At 71.9% G+C, this 22568-nt stretch carries 24 protein-coding genes; 6 read left to right on the top strand and 18 right to left on the bottom strand.

What is annotated here, in order from left to right:
* Positions 1-20 precede the first annotated feature (20 nt).
* Entirely contained in the window at positions 21-1793 is a 1773-nt protein-coding gene (locus tag HNR14_RS14155) for a glycoside hydrolase family 35 protein (protein ID WP_179701542.1), read from the top strand.
* Here the strand turns inward: HNR14_RS14155 and HNR14_RS14160 are convergent, their stop codons facing one another.
* Together HNR14_RS14160 and HNR14_RS14165 are read right to left on the bottom strand one after the other, a co-directional pair.
* A complete protein-coding gene (locus HNR14_RS14160) occupies positions 1794-2207 on the bottom strand; it encodes a PLDc N-terminal domain-containing protein (protein ID WP_179701543.1) in 414 nt (137 codons plus the stop codon). It abuts the gene before it with no gap.
* A gap of 47 nt (positions 2208-2254) precedes the next feature.
* Positions 2255-3811: a carboxylesterase/lipase family protein gene (locus HNR14_RS14165; protein WP_179701544.1), complete on the bottom strand. Its 1557-nt coding sequence runs from the start codon at positions 3809-3811 to the stop codon at positions 2255-2257.
* A 193-nt stretch (positions 3812-4004) separates the two neighbouring features.
* On the opposite strand from HNR14_RS14165, the gene HNR14_RS14170 reads away from it, so the two are divergent.
* Positions 4005-4820 carry a DUF4190 domain-containing protein gene (locus HNR14_RS14170; RefSeq protein ID WP_179701545.1) on the top strand — a complete coding sequence of 272 codons (816 nt, stop codon included), beginning with the start codon at positions 4005-4007 and terminating at the stop codon, positions 4818-4820.
* A gap of 83 nt (positions 4821-4903) precedes the next feature.
* On the opposite strand, the gene HNR14_RS14175 is transcribed toward HNR14_RS14170, so the two are convergent.
* On the bottom strand, positions 4904-5233 hold the full coding sequence (locus HNR14_RS14175) for a YciI family protein (RefSeq protein ID WP_179701546.1): 330 nt from the start codon (positions 5231-5233) through the stop codon (positions 4904-4906).
* 144 nt (positions 5234-5377) lie between these two features.
* Between HNR14_RS14175 and HNR14_RS14180 the strand changes: the two genes are divergently transcribed.
* Positions 5378-5821, top strand: a complete 444-nt coding sequence (locus HNR14_RS14180; RefSeq protein ID WP_021764041.1) for a GbsR/MarR family transcriptional regulator — start codon at positions 5378-5380, stop codon at positions 5819-5821.
* Here the strand turns inward: HNR14_RS14180 and HNR14_RS14185 are convergent.
* The 3 genes from HNR14_RS14185 to HNR14_RS14195 are packed head-to-tail and all read right to left on the bottom strand — an operon-like array spanning position 5793 to position 8862.
* Entirely contained in the window at positions 5793-6830 is a 1038-nt protein-coding gene (locus HNR14_RS14185; protein ID WP_343064492.1) for a FecCD family ABC transporter permease, read from the bottom strand. The genes HNR14_RS14180 and HNR14_RS14185 overlap by 29 nt on opposite strands.
* Positions 6827-7837: an iron chelate uptake ABC transporter family permease subunit gene (locus HNR14_RS14190; protein ID WP_179701547.1), complete on the bottom strand. Its 1011-nt coding sequence runs from the start codon at positions 7835-7837 to the stop codon at positions 6827-6829. The genes HNR14_RS14185 and HNR14_RS14190 overlap by 4 nt, the downstream gene beginning before the upstream one ends.
* Positions 7834-8862: an iron-siderophore ABC transporter substrate-binding protein gene (locus HNR14_RS14195; protein ID WP_179701548.1), complete on the bottom strand. Its 1029-nt coding sequence runs from the start codon at positions 8860-8862 to the stop codon at positions 7834-7836. The genes HNR14_RS14190 and HNR14_RS14195 overlap by 4 nt, the downstream gene beginning before the upstream one ends.
* 100 nt (positions 8863-8962) lie before the next feature.
* Here HNR14_RS14195 and HNR14_RS14200 point away from each other — a divergent pair, with 100 nt between their 5' ends.
* The gene (locus tag HNR14_RS14200; RefSeq protein WP_179701549.1) at positions 8963-9904 is read left to right on the top strand and encodes an SIP domain-containing protein; all 942 of its coding nucleotides are present in this window, start codon (positions 8963-8965) and stop codon (positions 9902-9904) included.
* A gap of 1 nt (position 9905) precedes the next feature.
* Here the strand turns inward: HNR14_RS14200 and lepB are convergent, their stop codons facing one another.
* On the bottom strand, positions 9906-10640 hold the full coding sequence (gene lepB, locus HNR14_RS14205) for a signal peptidase I (protein ID WP_179701550.1): 735 nt from the start codon (positions 10638-10640) through the stop codon (positions 9906-9908).
* 212 nt (positions 10641-10852) lie between these two features.
* Here lepB and HNR14_RS14210 point away from each other — a divergent pair, with 212 nt between their 5' ends.
* Both HNR14_RS14210 and HNR14_RS14215 read left to right on the top strand, forming a co-directional pair.
* Complete coding sequence (locus tag HNR14_RS14210; protein ID WP_343064493.1) at positions 10853-12193, top strand: M23 family metallopeptidase; 1341 nt, start codon at positions 10853-10855, stop codon at positions 12191-12193.
* 79 nt (positions 12194-12272) lie between these two features.
* Positions 12273-13607 carry a maltokinase N-terminal cap-like domain-containing protein gene (locus tag HNR14_RS14215; protein WP_179701551.1) on the top strand — a complete coding sequence of 445 codons (1335 nt, stop codon included), beginning with the start codon at positions 12273-12275 and terminating at the stop codon, positions 13605-13607.
* Between the two features lie 31 nt (positions 13608-13638).
* On the opposite strand, the gene HNR14_RS14220 is transcribed toward HNR14_RS14215, so the two are convergent.
* From HNR14_RS14220 to paaA, 11 genes are all read right to left on the bottom strand, one after another.
* A complete protein-coding gene (locus HNR14_RS14220; RefSeq protein WP_218875049.1) occupies positions 13639-14853 on the bottom strand; it encodes an MFS transporter in 1215 nt (404 codons plus the stop codon).
* Complete coding sequence (locus tag HNR14_RS14225; protein ID WP_179701552.1) at positions 14850-15470, bottom strand: GntR family transcriptional regulator; 621 nt, start codon at positions 15468-15470, stop codon at positions 14850-14852. The genes HNR14_RS14220 and HNR14_RS14225 overlap by 4 nt, the downstream gene beginning before the upstream one ends.
* A 48-nt stretch (positions 15471-15518) precedes the next feature.
* Entirely contained in the window at positions 15519-16901 is a 1383-nt protein-coding gene (locus HNR14_RS14230; RefSeq protein ID WP_179701553.1) for an LLM class flavin-dependent oxidoreductase, read from the bottom strand.
* Positions 16902-16978: 77 nt separating this feature from the next.
* Positions 16979-17248, bottom strand: a complete 270-nt coding sequence (locus HNR14_RS14235) for a hypothetical protein (RefSeq protein ID WP_179701554.1) — start codon at positions 17246-17248, stop codon at positions 16979-16981.
* A 31-nt stretch (positions 17249-17279) separates the two neighbouring features.
* The gene (locus HNR14_RS14240) at positions 17280-17918 is read right to left on the bottom strand and encodes a hypothetical protein (RefSeq protein WP_179701555.1); all 639 of its coding nucleotides are present in this window, start codon (positions 17916-17918) and stop codon (positions 17280-17282) included.
* 97 nt (positions 17919-18015) lie between these two features.
* Positions 18016-18786, bottom strand: a complete 771-nt coding sequence (locus HNR14_RS14245; protein ID WP_179701556.1) for an enoyl-CoA hydratase/isomerase family protein — start codon at positions 18784-18786, stop codon at positions 18016-18018.
* A 12-nt stretch (positions 18787-18798) separates the two neighbouring features.
* A complete protein-coding gene (paaE, locus tag HNR14_RS14250; protein WP_179701557.1) occupies positions 18799-19905 on the bottom strand; it encodes a 1,2-phenylacetyl-CoA epoxidase subunit PaaE in 1107 nt (368 codons plus the stop codon).
* Between the two features lie 10 nt (positions 19906-19915).
* Positions 19916-20410 (bottom strand): 1,2-phenylacetyl-CoA epoxidase subunit PaaD, encoded by a 495-nt coding sequence (gene paaD, locus HNR14_RS14255; RefSeq protein ID WP_179701558.1) that lies wholly within the window; start codon positions 20408-20410, stop codon positions 19916-19918.
* Entirely contained in the window at positions 20404-21240 is an 837-nt protein-coding gene (gene paaC, locus HNR14_RS14260; protein ID WP_179701559.1) for a 1,2-phenylacetyl-CoA epoxidase subunit PaaC, read from the bottom strand. The genes paaD and paaC overlap by 7 nt, the downstream gene beginning before the upstream one ends.
* Positions 21237-21524, bottom strand: coding sequence for a 1,2-phenylacetyl-CoA epoxidase subunit PaaB (gene paaB, locus HNR14_RS14265; RefSeq protein ID WP_179701560.1), 288 nt, complete (start codon positions 21522-21524; stop codon positions 21237-21239). Before paaB ends, paaC begins: the two co-directional genes overlap by 4 nt.
* Positions 21521-22483: a 1,2-phenylacetyl-CoA epoxidase subunit PaaA gene (paaA, locus tag HNR14_RS14270; RefSeq protein ID WP_179701561.1), complete on the bottom strand. Its 963-nt coding sequence runs from the start codon at positions 22481-22483 to the stop codon at positions 21521-21523. The genes paaB and paaA overlap by 4 nt, the downstream gene beginning before the upstream one ends.
* Positions 22484-22568: the final 85 nt, after the last annotated feature.

Consider the following 22568-nt stretch of genomic DNA (forward strand, 5'->3'; position numbering starts at 1 on the left):
CCACCAGGAGAACCCACCTCATGACCACGTTCGAGATCGCAGGCGACGACTTCGTCCTCGACGGCGAGCCGTACCGCATCCTCTCGGGAGCGATCCACTACTTCCGCGTGCACCCGGACGACTGGGCGGACCGCATCCGCAAAGCCCGCCTCATGGGGCTGAACACCATCGAGACCTACGTCCCGTGGAACGCGCACGAGCCGCAGCCGGGCGCCTTCTCCGCCGAGGGCGCGCTCGACCTCGCCCGCTTCCTGCGCACGATCCAGGAGGAGGGGATGCACGCCATCGTGCGCCCCGGCCCCTACATCTGCGCCGAGTGGGACAACGGCGGCCTGCCCGCCTGGCTCTTCACCGACCCGTCGGTCGGCATCCGCCGCTCCGAGCCGGTGTTCGTCGCCGCGGTCACCGCCTTCCTGGAGCGTGTGCTCGCCATCGTCGAGCCGTTCCAGATCCACCAGGGCGGCCCTGTGCTGCTCGTGCAGGTCGAGAACGAGTACGGCGCCTACGGCGACGACAAGGACTACCTGCGCCACCTCGTCGAGGTGTTCCGCGGCGCCGGCATCACCGTGCCGCTGACGACCGTCGACCAGCCGCAGCCCGACATGCTCGAGAACGGCTCGCTGCCGGAGCTGCTGAAGACCGCCTCCTTCGGCTCGCGCTCGAAGGAGCGCCTCGCCACCCTGCGCGAGCACCAGCCGACCGGCCCGCTCATGTGCTCGGAGTTCTGGGACGGCTGGTTCGACCACTGGGGCGCCCACCACCACACGACGCCGGTGGAGCAGTCCGCCGCCGACCTGGACGACCTGCTCGCCCTCGGCGCGTCGGTCAACATCTACATGTTCCACGGCGGCACGAACTTCGGCTTCACCAACGGCGCCAACGACAAGGGCGTCTACCAGCCCATCGTCACGAGCTACGACTACGACGCCCCGCTCGACGAGGCCGGCGAGCCGACCGAGAAGTTCTGGGCGTTCCGGGACGTCATCGCCAAGCACGCGTCGGTGCCGGTGGAGGAGCCCGTCGTTGCCGCCTCCGCTCCCGCCTTCTCGCAGACCTTCGAGTCGGCCGCGCCGCTCTTCGCGGTCGCCGGGCGCCTGGGGGAGTGGCAGCACACCGACGACGTCCCGACGTTCGACGAGCTTGGCCACTACTCCGGGTTCGGCCTTTACCGCACCGAGATCGACACCCACGAGCCGGCCGTCCTGGAGTTCGGGGAGGTGCGCGACCGTGCGTACGTCTTCGTCGGGTCCACCCGCGTCGGCGTGCTCGCCCGCGACCACCACGACCGCGCGATCACGCTCTCGCCGAGCCGCGGCACCCTGACGGTGCTGGTGGAGGACCAGGGGCGCGTCGACTACGGCCCCCGCATCGGCGAGTCCAAGGGACTCATCGGTCCGGTGCAGCTGAACGGCGAGGAGCTGCAGCGCTGGAGCGTGCTGCCGCTGCGCCTGCCGTCGCTGGCCGCCGTGCGCGATGCGCTGGACGCCTCCGTGGCCGTCGGTGACCCCGCTCCCGAGCGCCTGGCCGGGCCGGTCTTCGCCCGCGCCTTCTTCGAGGTGGAGGAGCCGGGCACCCTGTTCCTCGACACCACAGGCTTCGGCAAGGGCGTCGCCTGGATCAACGGCTTCAACCTCGGCCGCTACTGGACCCGCGGACCGCAGGAGACCCTGCACGTGCCCGGACCGGTGGTCCGCGCCGGGCGCAATGAGCTGATCATCCTGGAGCTCGAGTCGGCCGCCGACGCCACAGCGGAGTTCGTGGCCGAGCCCCGGCTGGGCCACACCGACTTCTGATCAGGCGGGCTCGCCGTCGTCGCCGCGACGACGGCGCAGCTCGACCTCCAGCTCGGCGATGCGCCGGGCGATGCGGTCCTCCTCGATCTCGCGCTCCAGAGCGGCGAGCTGCTCCTCCGTGCTGAGCCGTCCGCCGGTACGGTGCGGTGCGGGCGGAGCGGGCGGGGCCGCAGGGGTGGCGGGAGCGGCAGGCGGGCGCGCCGGGGCCTCCCGCACCACGACGGTCCGCTGCTCCTCGGGATCGGGCCGGCGCCCGATGAGGAACCAGAGGCCGGGGCCGATCAGCGGCAGCAGGAGCACCAGGATCAGCCACACGGCCTTCGGCGCGAAGCGCACGAGCTCCGGGTCGCGCGACAGGATGTCGTAGAGCGACATCGCCGTGATGACGAGCACGGTCAGGAACACCAGCACCATTCCCCGAGTCTAGGGGTGGGCGCCGGGCGGCCCGGCGGATGCGACGGTCAGCGGAACGACAGCACGACGTCGCCCCACGCCGTCCGGAGCGGCGCGTCGAGATCCGGGACCACGCGGTCCTGCGCGTCGATCACCAGCGTGGCTCGCTCGGTGTCGGAGTACGCCGGCCACCCGTCGCCCGGGACCCCCGTGCGTGCGAACGACGTCCAGCGGTGGATCATCCGCGCAGAGAGGGCCTCGCCTGCGCGGCGGCCGCCGAGCTTGAACGTCGGATCCTTCGGGCCCAGGCCCAGCACGCCCCAGACGTACGGCAGCTCGGTGCCGTGCGCGGCTCCGAGCCCGACCAGCCGCAGGGCGAGCGTCGTGAAGTCGAAGCGGTAGAGGTAGGTGGGGGCGACGCGCGCGTGCCCGGAGGCGGCCCAGATCGCGGGCATCCGGAAGCCGATGTCGGTGGCGATGTCGAGGCCGCGGGCCTTCGCCCGCACCCGGCGGTAGGCGGAGAGCACCTGGTCGCGGCTCGGCGCCTCCAGTCCCGGGTTGTCCTCGAGCATCAGGGCGAACATCCGCTCGATCGCGTCGCGGGTGATCGGGATGAGCGGCGACTTCATGTACTTGAAGAGCGTGGCCTCGTCGTGGTTCGTGCCGATGATCAGGGGGACCGGGAGGCCGCGGCCCTCGCTGAGCACCGTGATCGGGTGCTCGGGCACCAGGTCGCCGTCGACGATCGGCGCGAAGGCGAGGGTGCCGGGGATGCTGCTCGGCACGTCGTTGTAGACCGCGGCGGCCGCGTCGACGATCCGGGCGACCGGCAGGCGACGGAGCACGGCCGCCGCGTCGGCGGGGTCGACGCCGGCCGCGGCGAGGAAGCGGTCGGCGACCGCTCGCGCTCGCGCCGGCCCGTACATCGAGCTGGCGGGCGAGCTCTCTGCGATGGCGGCCTGGAACAGACCGGAGGCGGCCGGGGTCGCCAGCAGCGTCGTCACCAGGCCGGCGCCGGCGGACTCGCCGAAGACGGTGACGCGGGAGGGGTCGCCCCCGAACGCGGCCACGTTGTCGCGCACCCATTCGAGCGCGAGGAGCACATCCCGCAGCGCGAGGTTGGAGTCGAAGGGCTGCTCCGCGGTCGAGAACGACGAGAGGTCGAGGAAGCCGAGCGCGCCGATCCGGTAGTTGATCGTGACGACGACCGCATCGCCGGTCGTGGCGAGCTCGACGGCGTCGAAGAGCGGCTGGCTGGCGGCGCCGTAGGTGTATGCGCCGCCGTGGATCCAGACCATGACGGGCTTGCTCGCGTCGCCGCCGTTCGGCCGCCACACGTTCAGGAAGAGGCAGTCCTCGTCGAGCTCGGCGTCGTGGCCCAGCGAGATTCCGGGGTTCAGCTGCTGCGGTGCGGCCGCACCGAAGGCCGTGGCATCGGCGACGCCCTCCCACGACTCGGCCGCCACGGGAGCGCGCCAGCGCCGGGAGCCGATCGGGGGCTGGGCGTACCGGATGCCCTTCCACACGCTCGCGCGCTCGCCGGTGACACCGCGGACCGCGCCCGTGCGGATGCGGACGACCGCCTCCGCGGCCGTGCCGGTGCCGGTGGTCTCGTGACCGCTCATCTGTCCCTCCCCGACGACGGGCGGCCGTGCCCGGCCGCCTGCGGGAGTCTCGCAGAAAACGGCCGCGGCCTTCGGCGGCGCGCCGCCCGGGGTTTCGGGGAGGGGCCCCTCCTCCGTAGACTCGGAGGGCCGTGCCGGGGGTCACGTCATCCCCGGCGGTCCGTGCGTCCCATTCACCAGAAGCGAGACTCCCTTGACGACGACCCCTCCCGAACCGAACGACGCCCAGCCGAACCCGGCCCCCGACGCCCCGCAGCAGCCGGTCGAGCAGCCGGCTCCCGCGTACGCCGCGGCGCCCGCTCCCGGCTACGCCGCCGCCCCGCCCGTCCCGCCGGCGGCAGGCGGACCGGGCGTGCCGCCCTACCAGCCGTACCAGGCCCCGGCGCCGTCGAGCGGCACGACCAACGTGCTCGCGATCGTCGCCTTCGTCGCGTCGTTCTTCGTGAACATCGTGGGCATCGTCTGCGGCCACATCGCCCTCAGCCAGATCAAGCGCACGGGCGAGAAGGGCCGCGGCTTCGCGCTGGCCGGCCTCATCATCGGCTACGTCAGCGTCGCGATCACCATCGTCAGCATCGTCTTCGTGATCATCGCCTCGGTGGCCAGCGGCCTTGCCGTCGCGAACGCGGTGCGCAACCTGCCGACCGACCTGCCGAGCGACTCGTCCAGCGACGCCGCGCTCACCGTCGACTGCGCGCGCCTCGACGCCGCAGCCAGCAGCCTCATCCCGGTGCTCAACGACCAGATCCCGAACCTCGCCACCGACCCGACGACGGCGCAGGCGCAGATCGTCGCCGCGTTCGACGCCTTCACGGCCTCGACCTCCGACCTGAGCGACCCCGACCTGGCGAGCGAGGTGGACGCGTTCAACGCGGACGTCGAGACGCTCAAGGCCGACCTGAACACCTACATCGCGACGCCGGAGGCCGACCGCGACTCGTCGCTGCTCGAGTCCGACGTCAGCACGATCAGCGACCAGTTCGACACGCTCGGCTCGTACTGCGGCTGAGCCCGCCGGCCGATCAGGAGGGCCGGGCGTCATCGTGACGCCCGGCCCTCCGTCGTCTGCGGGGCCGGATCACTCGGCGGTCATCACTCCCAGGTCATGAACGGGCGCAGCTCCAGCTGTCCGTTGCGCGCCATGGGGTGCCGGGCGGCGACCTCGACGGCCTCCTCCATGGAGTCGCACTCGAGCACGTCGAAGCCGCAGATCCACTCCTTCGACTCGGCGAACGGGCCGTCGGTCACGTAGCGCTTGCCGCCACGCACCCGCACGACCTTCGACTCCGCCGGCGGCTCGAGAGCATCGCCGATGACGCGCGTTCCGGAGGCGTCGTACTGGTCGACCCACAGCTCCACGTCGGAGTCGTCCTGCGGGCTGTCGGGGGTGGCCGAGGTCACCACGAACATCATGTACTTCATCGTCCTGTCCTTTCGATCGGGGACGTTCACACCCGGAGGTCGAACGGGCGTCGGCTCCGTCGACATTCTGCCGTTACGATTCCAGGAGCACGAGAGGAGACGGCCATCGACAACGGGATCCCGGACGAGTTCCGCACCTGGTTCGTGGAACGGTTCGCCGCCTACTGGGGGTCGCGAGGGGCCCCGCACATCGAGGGCCGGATCGCGGGGTACCTGCTCCTGGACGACTCGGGCGGCGTCTCGGCGGAGGAGCTCTCGGCCGTGCTCGGCGCCAGCCGCGGCTCGGTCTCGACCTACACGCGCCGGCTCGTCGACGCCGGCTTCGTGCAGCGCGTGCGCCGCGAGGGGGAGCGGACGCACTACTTCGTGATGGACCTCGACGTGTGGGGCGGGTTCCTCCGCGCCGAGCAGGACTACCTGCGCGATCAGCGCACGCTGGCCGAGCGCGCGCTCGCGGTGGTGCCGGAGCAGGGCCGCGCGCACGAGCGGCTGCGCAACATGCGGGACTACATGGGCTGGATCGTCGAGGAGGGTGTGCTGCCCGAGCGGTGGGAGGCCTTCAAAGCCGCCCGCGACGCAGCCGGCTGACGAGCAGCACGCCCAGATAGCCGCCGCCGACGGCCGCGGTGAGCACACCGACCGGGAGGCCGCTGAGCACGCCCACCTGCTGGACCGCCAGGTCGGCGAGCACCACGATGAGCGCTCCGGCGATGGCGGAGACCGCCAGGTTCGCGCCGCCGCGTCCGACCAGCATCCGGGCGATGGGCGGCGCGGTGAGCGCGACGAAGGAGATCGGACCGGCGACCGCCACCGCGCCAGAGGCGGCGACGAGCGAGACGACGATCGCCGCGGTGCGGGTGCGTCCGGAGGCGGCGCCGAGGCCGTCAGCGACGTCGTCCCCGAGTTCGAGCACGGCGATGCGGTGGCGGAGCAGCGCGGCCGCGGGCACCACGAGCGCGAGGGTGAGCGCGATCACGATGACGTCGGTGACGCCCGTGCTGTTGAGCGAGCCGACCAGGTAGGCCGCGAGCTGCGATCCCTGATCTCGGAGGACGACGCTCACCGCGTACTGCGTGACGGCGGCGGCCATCGCGGTCACGGCGATGCCTGCGACCAACACGCGGCCGGGGGAGGAGAAGCCGCGGCCGGTCGCGATCCACACGACGGCCAGCGCGATCGCCCCGCCGGCCACGGCTCCGATGGGCGCCGGGACGGCCGGGGCGAACAGGGTGCACAGTGCGACGCCTGCGCCGGCCCCGGCGGCGAGTCCCACCATGTCCGGGCTGCCCAGCGGGTTGCGGGTGACGGTCTGGAACAGCGCCCCCGCGAGCCCGAGCGCCGCGCCCACCCCGGCCGCGGCCAGCAGTCGGGGACCGCGCAGCCGCTCCAGCACGAACGCGGTCTTGCCGGTCGAGCCGGTCAGCAGCGCGGCGGGGAGCTCGGAGAGCGGGATGCCGAGGCGGCCGAGTGTGAGGGTCGCGACGGCCGCGACGACCAGCAGCGCGAGCAGGGCGATGACCACGCGCCGCGTTCGCCGGACCCGGTGGCCGCGCTGGACCGGGCTGCGGACCGGGCGGGTCGCGGTCGTCCCGGTCACGAGAGCGCCTTCCCGCGCCGGACGGCGACCAGGAGGAACGGCGCGCCGACGAAGGCGGTCACGATGCCGACCATCAGCTCGCCGGGCCGGGCGATCACGCGGGCGACGATGTCGGCTGCCAGCAGCATCCCGGCGCCGAGGAGGAGGGCGGCGGGCAGCTGCCAGCGGTGGTCGGGGCCGACCAGGGCGCGCGCCACATGCGGCACGGCGAGGCCCACGAACGCGATCGGCCCGACGGCCGCCGTCGCGGCGGCGCAGAGCAGCGCGGCCGCTCCGATGCCGCCCCAGCGCACCCGCTGCACGTGCACGCCCTGCGCCGCCGCCACGTCGTCGCCGAGCGCGAGCGAGTTGAGCCCGGGCGCCAGCACGATCGCCAGGACGAAGCCCAGCACCAGCAGCGGCGCGACCTGCGCTGCGGTGTCGAGGCCGCGGCCGGCGAGCGAGCCGACCACCCAGTGCCGGAACGAGTCGAACACCTTCGGCTGCAGCAGCGTCATCGCCTGGATGTACGCCCCGAGCACGGCGCTCAGCGCGGCGCCGGCCAGGATGAGCGTGACCATTCCCCGCGAACGGGCGCCGATCGCGACGACGAGCAGGGCGGCGAGCAGAGCACCGGGCAGGGCGGCGAGCACCAGCGCGCCGCCGGTCGCGTCGAAGACTGCGACCGCGGTGACGACGGCCGCGGAAGCGCCGACGGTCACACCGAGCAGACCGGGATCGCCCAGCGGATTGCGGGTGACACCCTGCACGATGACCCCGGCGACGGCCAGCGCGCCGCCCACCAGCATCCCGAGCACGGTGCGGGGAATGCGCGCGGCCACGACCTCCCGGGTGAACGCGTCGCCGCCGCCACCGAGCGCCGTGAGGACGTCGCCGACACCGGTCGCCTTGCTGCCCGCGAACAGGCTGACGACGGCGACCACGACGAGCGCGGCCGCCGCCGCCACGAGGACGATCCCCCGCAGCGACGCCGGCCGCGTACGACGCGCGTCGGCGGTGACGGTCACCGGCCCGCGCGGGCGAGCGCCTCGTCGATCATCGGCACGTAGCGCTCCAGCGCCCACGGCACCGTCAGCGGGTTGATGATCGAGGAGCCCGTGACGAACGGCTGGTCCGTCGGCGCGACGACCGCGCCGCGCGAGACCGCCGGGATCGCCTGATAGAGCGGCTGGGCCTCCACCTCGGCACGGTTGGCCTCGTCGGAGTAGAAGGTGAAGATCAGGTCCGAGTCCTTCAGCTTGTCGGCGTTCTCGAGCCCGATCACCGCGGAGTCGGTGCCCTCGGTCTCGTCGAACGTCGTCACGACCGGGTCGACGGTGAGGCCGAGAGCCCGGACCATCGCCACGCGCTGCTCGTCGGGGAAGAAGACGCCCAGGGTGCCCGGACCGGTGTTGTAGACGTACGAGAACGTCACACCCGCGTACTCGGGATGATCGGCGGTCGCCTCCGCGAACTGCTTCTCGATGCCGTCGATGAGACCGGCGGCCTTGTCGGGCTCACCCATCGCCGTCGCGATCGTGGTGATCTGGTCCTTCCACGTGATGGTCCAGGGGAGCTCGGGATACGCCACGGTCGGGGCGATGTCCTTCAGCACGTCGTACTGCTCCTGGGTGACGCCGGACCACGGGGCGAGGATGAGGTCGGGCTCGAGGTCGACGATCGCCTCCACGTCGAGCTCGGTGCCGCCGGTGAACTGCTCGGGGAGCTTCTCGCCGGACTTCTCGACGGCGTCGTGGATCCACGGCAGGTAGCCGGATTCGTCGCTGCCCCACGCGTACTCCTCGACCCCCACCGGGACGGTGCCGAGCGCGATGGCGGTCTCGGCCGAGCCCATCCCGAGCGTGACGATCCTCGTCGGTTTGTGGTCGATCACGGCCTTTCCGAGCGCGTGGGTGATGGTCACGGGCTCGAAGTCGGCGTCGGCGGAGGCGGAGCCGGTGGCTCCGCTCGAGCAGGCGCTGAGGAGGAGCGTGGAGGCGGCGATTCCGGCGACTGCGAGGGCAGTGCGGAGACGGCGGGAGCGGCGGGGCATGGGGTCCTTTCGGTCGCGCGAGGCGAAACGATTGGTTAGTGTAGCCTTACCTTAGTTTAATTTTCAATTCTGCTGAAAGTTCGAGAGGACCCGTACCCGAGTGTCCACCACCGCCCCGACCCGGACGGACCGCCCCGCCTACCGTCCGTACCGCGCCCGCGTCTCCGCCGTCCAGCCGCTCAGCCCGCACTTCACCCGGGTCAGCTTCCGCAGCGAGGACTTCGAGCACTTCGGGACGGAGGGCCTCGACCAACGGATCAAGCTGCTCTTCCCCCTCGCGGACGGCACGTTCTCGGATCTCGGGTTCGACGACGAGGAGTCGATCGCGGCCGGCGACTGGTACGAGCGCTGGCGCGCCCTGCCCGAGCACCTGCGCAACCCGTTCCGCACCTACACCGTGCGCGTCTCCGATCCGGCCGACCGCCGCGTCGACATCGACTTCGTCTCGCACGGGGACGGCGGCCCCGCCGCCCGCTGGCTGCTCGCGGCCGCACCCGGCGACGAGCTCGTCATCGTCGGGCCCGACGCCCGCAGCACGACCAGCGGCGTCGGGATCGACTGGCACCCCGGCGGCTGCACCGACCTCCTGATCGTCGGCGACGAGACCGCGGTGCCGGCCATCGCGGCCATCCTCGCCTCCCGGCCCGACGACTGCACCGCGCACGTCTTCCTGGAGGTCCCCTCCCGCGACGACGCCCTGACGCTGCAGGCGCCCGCCGGCGTGACCATCACCTGGCTCGCCCGCGGCGACGACGAGAGCGGGAGCGCGCTGGTGCCCGCGGTCGAGCGGTGGCTCGGCGAGCATCCCGAGGTCGTCGCCCGGGCCGCGGCCGACGGGCGGCAGCGCCTGGCCAAGGTGGACATCGACCGCGACGTGCTCTGGGAGCTCGGGGAGAACACCGAGACCGGCTTCTACGCGTGGATCGCGGGGGAGTCGGCCGCCGTCAAGACGCTGCGCCGCCTCCTGGTGCGCGGGCACGGCATCGACCGGCACCGCGTGGCGTTCATGGGCTACTGGCGGATGGGCCGCGCCGAGAACTGAGCTATTTCTTCTCGGCGTCCTCGACGCCCGCGAAGGTCTCGGGGTAGTCGCTGAGCCACGACCAGTGGCTGAGCGGCCAGCTGACGACGAAGGCCTTGCCGACGACGTCGTCGAGGGGAACGAACCCGCCGCCCGGGTCGTCCATGTGGTAGCGGGAGTCGGCCGAGTTGTAGCGGTTGTCGCCCATCACCCACACCTTGCCGGCGGGCACGGTCACCTCGAACGGCTTGCCGGAGACCTGCTGCACGCCGGCGGGGAGGAGCACGTACGGCTCCTTCAGCGGCACGCCGTTGACGGTCATCTGGCCGAGCGCGTTGCAGCAGCTGATCTTGTCACCGGGGAGGCCGATGAGGCGCTTCACGAGGTGCTGGTCGCTGTCGGAGGCGCCGAGGCCGACGAAGTCGAGCACCGCGCCGACGCCTTTCTGGAGCGCGTTGCTGTTGTCCGGGGCGGGAGCGGGCAGCCAGCCGCCCGGATCCTTGAACACGACCACGTCGCCGCGCTGCAGCGGAAAGACCCGCGGCTGGAGCTCGTTGACGATGATCCGGTCGTTGATCTGGAGGGTGTTCTCCATCGACCCGGAGGGGATGTAGAACGAGCGCGCGACGAACGTCTTGATCAGGAACGAGACGAGGACCGCGACGAAGAAGATGACGACGACATCCCGCAGCAGCGACTTCCACCCGGACTTGCGAGTGGCGCGGCGAGGGCGGGTCGTGGCGGTGCTGTCGGTCACAATGCCTCACCGTACCGTGCGGAGGCTGTGAGCCGCATCCGACCTGGCCGCCGAGTCTTGTCCCGGACCCCGGCGCGGTGAGAGCATCAGAGGGCGAGCCGCCGCCGCGATCGGCGTGGGCCCGCGTGATCATGCAGAGCGCGCAGCGAAGTCGGCGGGTGGGGTCACGACGCGGGAGTCCGCGCCGCGCTGGTCCCCTGCGGGCCGCGAACGTGCTGGCCATCGTCTCGGCGCTCGCGTTCGGCGGACTCGGCGTGCTGGCGGGGCCCGTGTCGGCCGCGTCCGCCGCCTCCGCCGAGGACTGTCCGGCCACGGGATGCGTGACGCCGGCACCCACGCCGGCCCCGGGTGAGACGGAGACGCCGTCGCCGACGCCGACCCCCACTCCGACTCCGACGCCGGATCCGACCGGGACGCCCACTCCGACACCGACGCCCACCCCCACCCCCACCGTCACACCCACTCCGACCCCCACCCCGACGCCGACCGGCACTCCGGCTCCCGCGCCCCCGGCCGCTCCCGCCCCGACCGATGACGTACCCCTCGCCGCCCTCGACCTCGGCTCCGGCCCGGTGATCGACGCGGCCGAGGTTGCCCAGGCGTCCCAGCTGGCGAGCGACCTCGCGGCCGCCCAGGAGGACCTCGCGACGGCCTCCGAGCAGTCCAGGGAGGCGCAGAGCGAGCAGGAGCAGGCCAAGACGGTCGCCGACGCCCTGGCGGCCCAGGCGAAGGCGGCGGAGAAGCGTGCCGCGTCGTCCGCTGCGGCCGCCGCAGCACTGGTGCGCGCCGCGGTCTCGCGCGCGCCGCTGGAGGATCCGCTCGCGGCCGTGCTGAACGGACGGGGCGATCTGCTCGGCAAGCTCGGCGCCGTGGACCGGCTGCGCTCCCTCTCAGCGGATGGTTCGCGCACGATCCGCGCCGCCAGCGCCGACGCGCGCGCCGCCGAGACCGCCCGCACGAAGGCCGACCGCGCGGGACAGGCCGTCACCGCGGTGGACGTCTCCGGCAGCGAGCAGGCCGTCGCCGACGCGCAGTCCCGCGTCGACCTCGCGGTCGCCGCCCTCGCCGCCGTGCCGACCGTGCTCTCGGCGGACTCCGGATGGCAGACCCTGACGGTCGACCCGTCCCTCATCCCGGACGGGTGGACCCTCCCCGTCCACGGACCGCTGACGGACGGCTTCGGCCCGCGGCCCTCGCGGCCGGCGGGGACGGCGCTCTTCCACCCCGGCGACGACATCGGCGCATCCTGCGGCACCACGATCGTGGCCGCCGCGGCCGGAACGGTCGTGGACGCCGGGCCGAACGGCTCGTACGGCAACTTCATCCTGATCGACCACGGCGGCGGCGTGCAGACCGCCTACGGGCACATCCGCGACGGCGGGATCGGCGTCGCGGTCGGACAGGTCGTGGCCGCGGGCCAGGCCATCGCCCAGGTCGGTTCGACGGGCGCCTCCACCGGCTGCCACCTGCACCTGGAGGTGCGGGTGAACGGCCTGCAGATCGACCCGATGCCGTTCCTGGCCGCCCGGGGAGTCGCGGTCGGCACCCGCTGAGCGGCCGCAACCTGCGTCGATCCTGCGCGTTCGCCGGTTGTTCTCGGCGAGGTCGCCGGGTGGGCGTACCGTGCAGACCATGACCGAACTCACAGAGCTCGTCGGGTCATGGATGCGGCGCCAACGGTGGTATTCGACCAAGAGCGTCGAGCCGCGACTGCGCCTCCTCGCCTCATTCGAGCTCGAACCCGCCGAACCCGGACTGCGCATCGTCACCCACTTCTTCTGTGACGACGCCCCGCGCACGCCGCGCGTCTACCAGGTGCCCGTCGTCGCGCGCCCCGACCGCGACGGCGACGCCGCAGCGTTGATCGGCGAAGCCGGCGGCCGCTTCCTCTACGACGGACCGACCGAGGAGGCCTACGTCGCCGCCCTCATCGGCCTGATGACCGGCGCGCAGCGCTCCGAGGGTCGCGACGCCCACGCACAGGGCCACTCCCTCGGCGAGCCGATCGAGGTGCGCTCCTCCCGGCGCCTGACCGGCGAGCAGTCCAACACGTCGATCGTCGCCGAGCTGGCCGGCGACCGGCTCGCGCTCGTCAAGGTGTTCCGCGTGGTGCAGGACGGCGAGAACCCCGACGTCTCGACGCTCGCCGCGCTGACGTCCGGCGGTTCGCTCCGCACCCCGGCGCTGCTCGGCTGGCTGACCGGCGAATGGCCGTCGGCCGGCGGAGGCCGCGCGGGCGGAGAGCTCGCACTCATCCAGGACTTCCTGGTCGGAGCCGAGGACGGCTGGGAGCTCGCGGTCTCGGCCGCCGAGCACGCGGAGGACTTCGCCGACCGCGCCTTCGATCTGGGGCATGGCACGGCCGAGCTGCATCGCCAGCTCGCGCAGGCGCTGCCCACCCGGCCCGCGGATACGGACGACGTGCGGCGCGCGCTCGACGGGATGCTCCGCCGGCTGACCGTCACCACGACGGAGGTGCCGGAGGTCGAGCGCCTGCGCCCCGGTATCGCGGCCGTCTACGAGGCGGCCGCCGCGGCGCCGCTGCCCGTGCTGCAGCGCATCCACGGCGACCTGCACCTCGGGCAGGTGCTGCACTCGCCCGAGCGGGGCTGGCAGTTCATCGACTTCGAGGGCGAGCCGCTGCGCCCGCTGGCCGAGCGCAGCCTCCCGGACTCGACGATGCGGGATGTGGCGGGCATGCTCCGCTCGTTCGACTACGTCGCAGGGTCGCTCGCGCAGCGCCATCCACCCGTCGACGCCGAAGCGTGGTCGTCCCGGGCGCGCGACGCCTACCTGGAGGGGTACGCGTCGGTGGGGGGCGCCGAGCTGGAGGAGCACCACGCCCTGCTCGCCGCGTTCGAGCTCGACAAGGCCGTCTACGAGATCGCGTACGAGGCGCGGCACCGGCCGGCGTGGATCCCCATCCCGCTGCGGGCGGTCGAGCGGCTGCTGGCGACCCGGGTCTGAGCGGCGGATCCGGTCGCGGCCGCCCCGGCGGTCAGGCCTCGGCCGCGCGCGGCAGGTGCTTCGTGTACGAGGCGAGCAGCGCCGCCGCCGAGAGCGCGGCCAGCACGATCAGGGCCAGGAACAGGCCGACCGTCGACAGCGGCGGGGTGAGCGCGGCCATGATGGTCGGGACCAGGAAGCCCGCGTAGGCGACCGCGTAGAACACGCCGGTCAGCCCGGCCAGATCGCGCGGTGTCGCGATGCGCTGCACCTCCAGCAGACCCGAGACCAGGGCGATGCCCATCCCGGCGCCGAGGATCACGGCCGCGACCACGCCGAGCACGAGAGAGCGGGAGACGACCGCGCCGGTGAGCACGATGAGGCCGCCGCCGATCGTCGCCAGCGCGGCGACCAGCCCGCGCGCGCTCGACCCGGAGTGCAGCCGCTTCGCGATCGGTTGGACCAGCGAGGCGACACCGAGCGCGATCACGGTGAGCAGCGTGGCGTAGCCGAGGCCCCATTCCCCGGTCTCCGCGCCGAGCAGCACCGGCAGATAGCCGTAGGCGAGGGCGGCGGCGGCGAAGATCCACGGCGCCGCGACGAGGACCACGCGCCGGAACCGCTTGTGCCCGGCGGCCGGGATGCGCAGTTGGGCGAGCAGGGGCCCGCGCTCGCCGCCGGTGGTCGCGGTCTCGGGGATGCGCAGGACGATCCACGCGAGCGGGAGGGTGAGCGCGATGTGGACGACGAACGGCAGCTCCTCGCCGAAGGCGGTGAACTGCGCGATCCCTCCCGCGACCAACGCGCCCGCGGCCGAGCCGAGGGTGAAGGCGAGGGAGGCGCGGCGCGCTCCGGCGGCGCCGTCCACACCCGGCTCGAACCGGGAGGACGACACCTCCTTCATCCAGCTGGTGCCGACGGCCATCGCGATGCCGACCGTGATGCCCGACAGTAGCCGGCCGACGTAGATCGGCACCGGCCCGAGCGCGCCGAGGGCCAGCACGGCGCTCGCGAGCATCGCCGTGATCACGCCCGCCAGCATCAGCGGGCGACGGCCGTGCCGGTCGGAGAGGGCTCCGGCGACGAGGAGGGCCGGCGCGAGCCCCAGCACGTAGACGCCGAGGAACATGTTGACGGTGAGCTCGGAGTAGTGCTGCACGTCCTTGTACATCAGCAGCAGCGGGCTGAACTGGTTGCCGCACCACGAGCAGACGAACATGACGGCGAAGACGCCGCGCCAGGGGGAACCCGCGATCCGGCGGCTCACAGTGCGCCCTGGTTGCGCGCGATGTGCGTGCGCAGCAACTCCGGGTAGTCACCGCCGCTACGCAGTGCGTCGAGCAGGGCCTCGTGGTCGGCGAGCGAGTCGCCGAGCGTCTCGGGACGCACGCGGAACAGCTGGTGCCGGATGCGCTGCTGCCGGTCGCGCAGCAGCCCGTAGAAGTGGCCGGCCAGGTCGTTGCCGGACGCGTCGACGACGGCCGCGTGGAACCACTGGTCGGCCTCCACGAACCGCTCGACGTCGCCGGTGGCGATGGCCGTGCGCTGCTCGGCCAGGGCCTCCTCCAGTGCGGACCGGAGCACCTCGTCGGCGCCTCCGCCGTCACGCACGCGGGCTGCGGCCGTGGCCTCGATCGCCTCGCGGAGGTCGAGGACGTTCTGCGCCTCCCGGGGCGACATCGGCACGACGATCGCGCCCCGCCGCGGCTCGAGCGTGAGCAGGCCCTCGGCCGCGAGTCGCAGGAACGCCTCGTGCACCGGGGTGCGGCTGACGCCGATCTCCGCGCCGAGCTGGGCCTCGCTGAGCAGCGTGCCGCCGGGCGCCTCGCCCGAGAGGATGAGGCGTTTGGCGTGGCTGTATGCGTGCTCGGCGGCGGGGATCATGCCTTTAGTGTACGCCTTGCATGCAAGCTTGCGTGCAAGGAGGTCGGCTCACCCTTGTGCCGGTGCTCCGACCCGGTACTTCGCCGCCCGGTGCGTCTCGGCCACGCGGTCGCCGGCGCCGTGCAGTTTGTTGCGCAGCGACCCGGGCGCGTAGTCGGTGGGGTAGGCGCCGCGCTTCTGCAGCTCCGGGATGACGAACTCCACGATGTCCTCGAACGTGCCGGGGGTGATCGCGTAAGCGAGGTTGAACCCGTCCACGTCGGTCTCCTCCACCCACTCCTGCAGCTGGTCGGCGATCTCCGCGCCCGAGCCCACGATGAACGGCCCCAGGCCGCCGATCGCGCCGTTGCGGCCGATGTCGCGCACCGTCCACTCGCCGCCCTCCTCGTTGGGGCGCTGGAAGTTCGCGACCGCCGACTGGATGGCGTTGCTCTGCACGTGTCCGATCGGTTCGTCGAGGTCGTACTGCGACAGGTCGACGCCCATCCATCCCGACATGAACACGAGCGCGCCCTCGTCGCTGGTGTACTGGAGGAAGTCCTCGAACTTCGCCTGCGCCTTCTCGGGCGTCTCGTCGGTGATCACTGTGAGCAGCGTGTAGATGCGGGCGGCGTAGCGGTCGCGGCCGGCGGCCTCCAGCGCGTCGCGCAGCTTGGCCACCGTCTCCTTCAGTCCCTCCTTCGTGGAGGCGGCGACGAAGATGGCCTCCGCGTTCTCGGCCGCGAACCCGATGCCGCGCTTGGACGCACCCGCCTGGTAGATGACCGGGGTGCGCTGCGGGCTCGGCTCGGAGAGGTGGATGCCCGGCACCGTGAAGTGCTTGCCGCTGTGCCCGATCTCGTGCACCTTGGCCGGGTCGGTGAACACGCCCGCCTCGCGGTCGCGGACCACGGCGTCGTCTTCCCACGACCCCTCCCACAGCTTGTAGAGCACCTCGAGGTACTCGTCGGCGTGGTCGTAGCGGTCGTCGTGCTCCAGCTGGTCGTCGTGCCCCATGTTGCGCGCGGCCGACGGCAGGTACCCGGTGACGACGTTCCAGCCGACGCGTCCCTTGGTCAGGTGGTCGAGCGTCGACATGCGGCGCGCGAACGGGTACGGGTGCTCGTAGGCGGTGCCCGCCGTGATCCCGAAGCCCAGGTTCTCGGTCACCAGCGCCATCGCCGACACGAGCAGGATGGGGTCGTTGACCGGCACCTGCGCGCCGTGCCGGATCGCCGCCTCGTTGTCGCCGCCGTACACGTCGTAGGTGCCGAGCACGTCGGCGATGAAGATCCCGTCGAACCGCCCGCGCTCCAGCAGCTTCGCCAGCTCGGTCCAGTACGTGAGGTCTTTGTACCGCCACGCCTGGTCGTCGGGGTGGCGCCACATCCCGGAGGCCTGGTGGGCGACGCAGTTCATGTCGAAGGCATTGAAGCGGATCTGACGGGTCATGCGGTCCAGGATGCGGGACGCGGGAGGCGGGCGCACCCCCGGCGTCATCGTGCGTAATCAACGTCGCACGGCGGGGTTCATTCGATCCGCACGACCGTGACCTCCTCGTCTGTCGTCGAAACGAGCTTGTGCGTCGCGATGCCGACGATCACGATGATCGAGGTCGAGGCGGCGACGAGACCCACGGCAGCGACGAGGGGCCCTCGTCGCCTCTCGCCCCTCCGGAAGAGGAGCACCAGCGCGACCACAGCCGTCCCGAGCCCGAACAACCACGCAACAGGATGCAGGAGCATTGCCAGGGCCGAGACGGCTGCGGATGCGCAGAGCCACCATTCGATACGTTGCACGGACCTATTCCAGGCGCCTCCGCTCACAAGGTCACACGTTCCGGGTGTACTTCTCGATCAACGTCGGACCCGCGAACGTGATCGACTGCTCCTTGTTGGCCGTGACAAATGAACCCTTGTACACCGCACTCATTCGATGGACGACCTTGCAGGTGCCTCTCGAGCCCGAGATGTAGTTCGAACTCGTGCTCGAAATAGACCAGAAGCCAGCGAAGCCCGAGAACCACCCGCGGCATTCGAGATTCTTCGTCGTCGAGATGGACGTCCCCTGGAATGTGTAGCTCAAGGTGAACGTGCCCGTATCGATTCCCAGAACGCTCACCGTCACCGGGTAGTTCGCGGTCCACGTCTGAATGCCGGCATAGGTCGGGGGAGCCACTGGCTTTACGGTCGGTTCAACGTGGTCCGCGAATTCCACGACGGAGAGCGGATTCGTCCCTGCCGTCTCGAGAAACGCTCGCTGCTCGTGAGGGCTGAGGGCGTCGAATCGAGATGTGAGTGCGGCTGCAGTTGGTGCGTCGACGTGGAGTTCACTGACGAATGCAACGAACTCCGACGTCGGATCCGCCTTCGATGTACCCGCCGCGGCGGCTCCGCTCGTCATCACAGCGACGAGACCGGCGATCGCGACTGCTGCGGCGTTCCTATTGCGAGTGGACAGAATTCCCATGATGTTCCCTCATCCCTGCGGTCGACGTCGACCGCGTGCGGAAATCTTAGAAGGAACTCAAACATATGACAACAGCACATAAAGCGTGAAATACATGCTATCGCCCGATGAACCGCGGGCGCCGCTTCTCCTGGAAGGCGGTGAAGCCCTCGCGGTAGTCGGCGGTGTCGCGGAGGGCTGCTTGCGCGGCATTCTCGGCGGCCATCGAGTCCCACAGGCCGAGGGTGCCGTCGCGGAGGCCGGCGACGATGCGCTTGCTCGCGAGGAACGCCTGGGTGGCGCCGGTCGCGGCGGCCGTGGCTGCGGCCTCCACTGCCTCCCGCAGCGCGTCGGCGGGCAGTGCGCGGCTGAACAGTCCGCCCACGACGGCCTCGGTGCCGGAGAGCAGCCGGCCGGAGTAGATCAGGTCGAGGGCGCGGTGGGGGCCGAGGCGGGAGACGAGCAGCCAGTGGCCTCCCGAGTCGAGGGCGGCGCCGAGGGCGGCGAAGGGGGAGCCGATCTTGGCGTCCTCGGCGACGTAGACGACGTCGGTGGCGAGCAGGAGGCCGAGGCCGACTCCGAGCGACGCGCCCTGGGCAGCGGCGAACGTCGGGGCGGGGAAGGCGCTCATGCGGCGCAGCAGCGGGGTGACGAGACCGTCCAGGTAGCCGCTGACATCGTCGGTTGCGGTGTCGACGCCGGCGATGTCGCGGCCGGCGCAGAACGAGCGGCCCTCGCCGCGCAGCACGAGCGCGCGAACGCCGACGGCCTCCGCCTCCGCATAGGCCGCGTCGAGGGCGCGGAGGTCGTCGGGCCCGAGCGCGTTGAGCCGCTCGGGGGCGTTCAGGGTGACCCGGGCGACCTCGTCGTCGATGTTCAGCTCGATCATTGCGCTCGCTCCTCACACGTCGTAGTCGACGACGACCCGGTCGGTCAGGGGATGGGACTGGCAGGTCAGCACGTAGCCGCGCTCCAGCTCCTCGGGCTCGAGGGCGTAGTTCTCGGTCATCCGCACCTCCCCGTCGAGCAGGCGGGCCCGGCAGGTGCCGCAGACCCCGCCCGTGCAGGCGAAGGGGACGTCGGCGCGCACGCGCAGCGCGGCGTTCAGCACGGACTCGTTCGCATCCACCGGCGTCGTCACGGTGGAGGTGGTGCCGTCGAGGGTGAACTCGATCTCGGCCGTGCGCTCGCCGTCGTGGACGACCACTGGGTGCCCGACGTCGCCGCGCACCTCGCCCGGCTCGCCCGTGGTGAACAGCTCGAAGTGCACGGAGGCGCGGGGCACGCCGTCGCTCTCGAGCACATCCCGGCAGAGCTGCACCAGCTCGAACGGCCCGCAGAGGAACCACTCGTCGACGGTGCTCGGCGGGAGGAGGGTGTCGAGCATCCGCCGCAGCCGCTCCTCGTCGATCCGGCCCGAGAGCAGCGGCGCCGAACGCTGCTCGCGCGAGAGCACATGGTGCAGGGCGAGCCGGGCGGGGAAGCGGTCCTTGAGGTCGGCCAGCTCCTCCAGGAACATCACGTCGATCGCCGTGCGGTTCGTGTACACGAGCGTGAAGCGGGAGGTGGGGGAGGCGGTGAGCACGCTCGTCGCCAGCGCCATCAGCGGGGTGATCCCCGATCCGGCGGCGATCCCCGCGACGTGCCGCTCGTCGAGTGCGCCGAGGTCGAGGGTGAAGGTGCCCTGCGGGCTCATCACGTCGATCCGGTCCCCGGGCTTGAGTTCGCTCGTCGCCCAGGTGGAGAACGCGCCGCCGAGGTCGCGCTTGATCGCGACGCTGATCCGGCCGTCGCGGTCGACCGACGGCGGCAGCGGCGGCCGGCAGATCGAGTAGCTGCGGCGCAGCTCGCGCCCGCCGACCTCGGCGCGCAGGGCCACGTGCTGGCCGGGCAGGTAGTCGTACGCGTCGCGCAGTTCGGGAGGCACGGCGAACGTCACCTCGACGCTGGCCGCGGTCAGCGGCCGCACCTCGGCGACCGCGAGCGTGTGGAAGCGCGCCCGGGCCATCAGCCGGCCCTCACAGCGCCTTGAAGTGGTCGAAGGGCTCGCCGCATCCCTCGCACACGTAGAGCGCCTTGCAGGAGGTCGAGCCGAACCGCGACAGCTGCCGGGTGTTCAGCGACCCGCACTGCGGGCACTTCACGGCGAGGGTGAGGCGCACCGGCCCGGTCGCGGCGGCGACGCCGGTGGGCGGGGCGATCCCGAACTCCTCCAGCGCGGCCTTGCCGCTCGCGCTGATCCAGTCGGTGGTCCACGCGGGGGCCAGCTCCAGACGCACGCGCACCTGCTCGAACCCCTCGCGGGCGAGCGCGCGCACGACGTCCTCCCGGATCGTCTCCATCGCCGGGCAGCCGGAGTAGGTGGGCGTCATCACGACCTCCACGCCGTCGTCGGTGACGGTGACCGCGCGCAGGATGCCCAGGTCGTCGATCGTGAGCACCGGGACCTCCGGGTCGAGCACGGCGGCGGCCGCCTCCCAGGCGCGGTCTGCCTCCGCGAAGTGGTTCACCATGACGCCCCCGGATGCTGTCGTGCGAGTACCTGCAGTTCGGCCAGCAGCGGCCCCAGGTACTCGGAGTGCCGGCCACGCCGTCCGCCGCCCGCCGAGGCGAACGTGCCCGGCAGCTCCAACCCGGTCTCGTCGAGCACGGGCCGCAGGCTCTCGTCGAAGTCCGGCCGAAGGGTGGAGGGGCGCACGGCGACGCCCTCCAGCCGGTCGATGAGCGGCTCGTCCTGGAACAGCTCCGCCACGCTCGGCCACACGTCGGCCAGGGCGGTGACGGTGCGGCCGCGGGACTCGTCCGTGCCGAGCGCGAGGCGGCGCATCCACTGGTCGGCGTGGTCGCGGTGGTAGTCGACCTCCTTGACCGCCTTTGCTGCGACCCCGGCGAGGACCGGGTCGGTGGAGGCGCGCAGCCGGTCGTACAGCTCGGCGAAGTAGTGGGAGGCGGCGAACTGCCGCACGATCGTGTGCGCGAAGTCGCCGTTGGGCAGCTCGAACAGATGCGCCGAGCGGAAGGCGTGCTCGTCGCGCCAGTACGCGAGTTCGTCCTCGGTGCGGTCGGAGGCCGTGCCCGCGTAGCGCAGCAGCGAGCGGGCGTGGCCCAGCAGGTCGAGGGCGATGTTGGCGAGGGCCACATCCTCCTCCAGCTCGGGTGCCCGCGAGATCCACATGCCGAGCCGCTGCGCGAGCACGAGCGCGTCGTCGCCGAGCCAGAGCGCGTACTCGGCGAGGTCGGGGGAGGCCGGGGCGTCGGACACGACGAACTCGGCAGAGAGGGTGACAGTGCTCAACTCGACGTGGCCGTGCGGGTCGGCGTCGGTGCCCGGGGCGGTGCTCACAGGTGCTTCACCCCTTCGCTCTCCGTGTAATAGGTCGCGTGGCGGTAGTTCTTGCCCTCGGGCGACGTGAAGAACGCATCCTTGGCGTCCGGGTCGCTCGTGGTGATCGCGTCGGAGCGCACCACCCAGATCGAGACGCCCTCCCCGCGGCGCGTGTAGAGGTCGCGGGCGTTGCGCACCGCCATCTCCTCGTCGGGCGCGTGCAGGGAGCCGACGTGCACGTGGCTCAGCCCGCGGGAGGCGCGGACGAACACCTCCCACAGCGGCCAGGTCTCGGCGGTCACGCGGCGGCCTCTGCGCGCTTGGCGGCGTACGCGGCGGCGGCCTCCCGCACCCAGGCGCCGTCCTCGTGCGCCTCGCGCCGGCGCTGCATCCGCTGGGCGTTGCACGGCCCGCGGCCGGCGATCACCTCGTGCAGCTCGCTCCAGTCGATCGGCCCGATGTCGTACGCCTGTCGCTCCTCGTCCCAGCGCAGCTGCGGATCGGGGAGGCTGACGCCGAGCGCCTCGGCCTGCGGCACGAGCATCCCGACGAACCGCTGGCGCAGCTCGTCGTTCGAGAACCGCTTGATCTTCCAGCCCATCGAGCGCGCCGAGTTCGGCGACTCCTCATCGGGAGGCCCGAACATCATCAGCGACGGCCAGTACCAGCGGTCGACCGCATCCTGCGCCATCTGTCGCTGCTCGGGGGTGCCGCGCGTCAGCGTCAGCAGGATCTCGAACCCCTGTCGCTGGTGGAACGACTCCTCCTTGCAGATGCGCACCATCGCACGGCCGTACGGAGCGTACGAGCAGCGGCACAGCGGCACCTGGTTGCAGATGGCGGCGCCGTCGACCAGCCAGCCGATCGCGCCCATGTCGGCCCAGCTGAGGGTCGGGTAGTTGAAGATCGACGAGTACTTGGCCGTGCCCGCGATGAGCTGCTCGGTCATCTCGTCGCGGGTGACGCCGAGCGTCTGCGCCGCGGAATAGAGGTAGAGGCCGTGCCCCGCCTCGTCCTGCACCTTCGCCATCAGGATGGCCTTGCGCTTCAGGCTCGGCGCGCGCGTGATCCAGTTGGCCTCCGGCTGCATGCCGATGATCTCGGAGTGCGCGTGCTGCGACATCTGCCGCACGAGGGTGCGCCGATAGGCGTCGGGCATCCAGTCGCGCGGCTCGATGCGCGCGTCCGACGCGATGAGCTCGTCGAAGCGGGCCTGCGCCTCGCTCTCGCCGTGCTCCACCGGGGTGTCGATCGTGGTCATCAGTCCCTCCGTCTCCATCGACGCTCATTAACTGACTGATCGTTCGTTCAGTATATCCTCGTCGCCGCGAGTCGTGCCACACTGG

This window comes from Leifsonia naganoensis (genome assembly GCF_013410615.1).
GTDB classification, from domain to species: Bacteria; Actinomycetota; Actinomycetes; order Actinomycetales; family Microbacteriaceae; genus Leifsonia; species Leifsonia aquatica.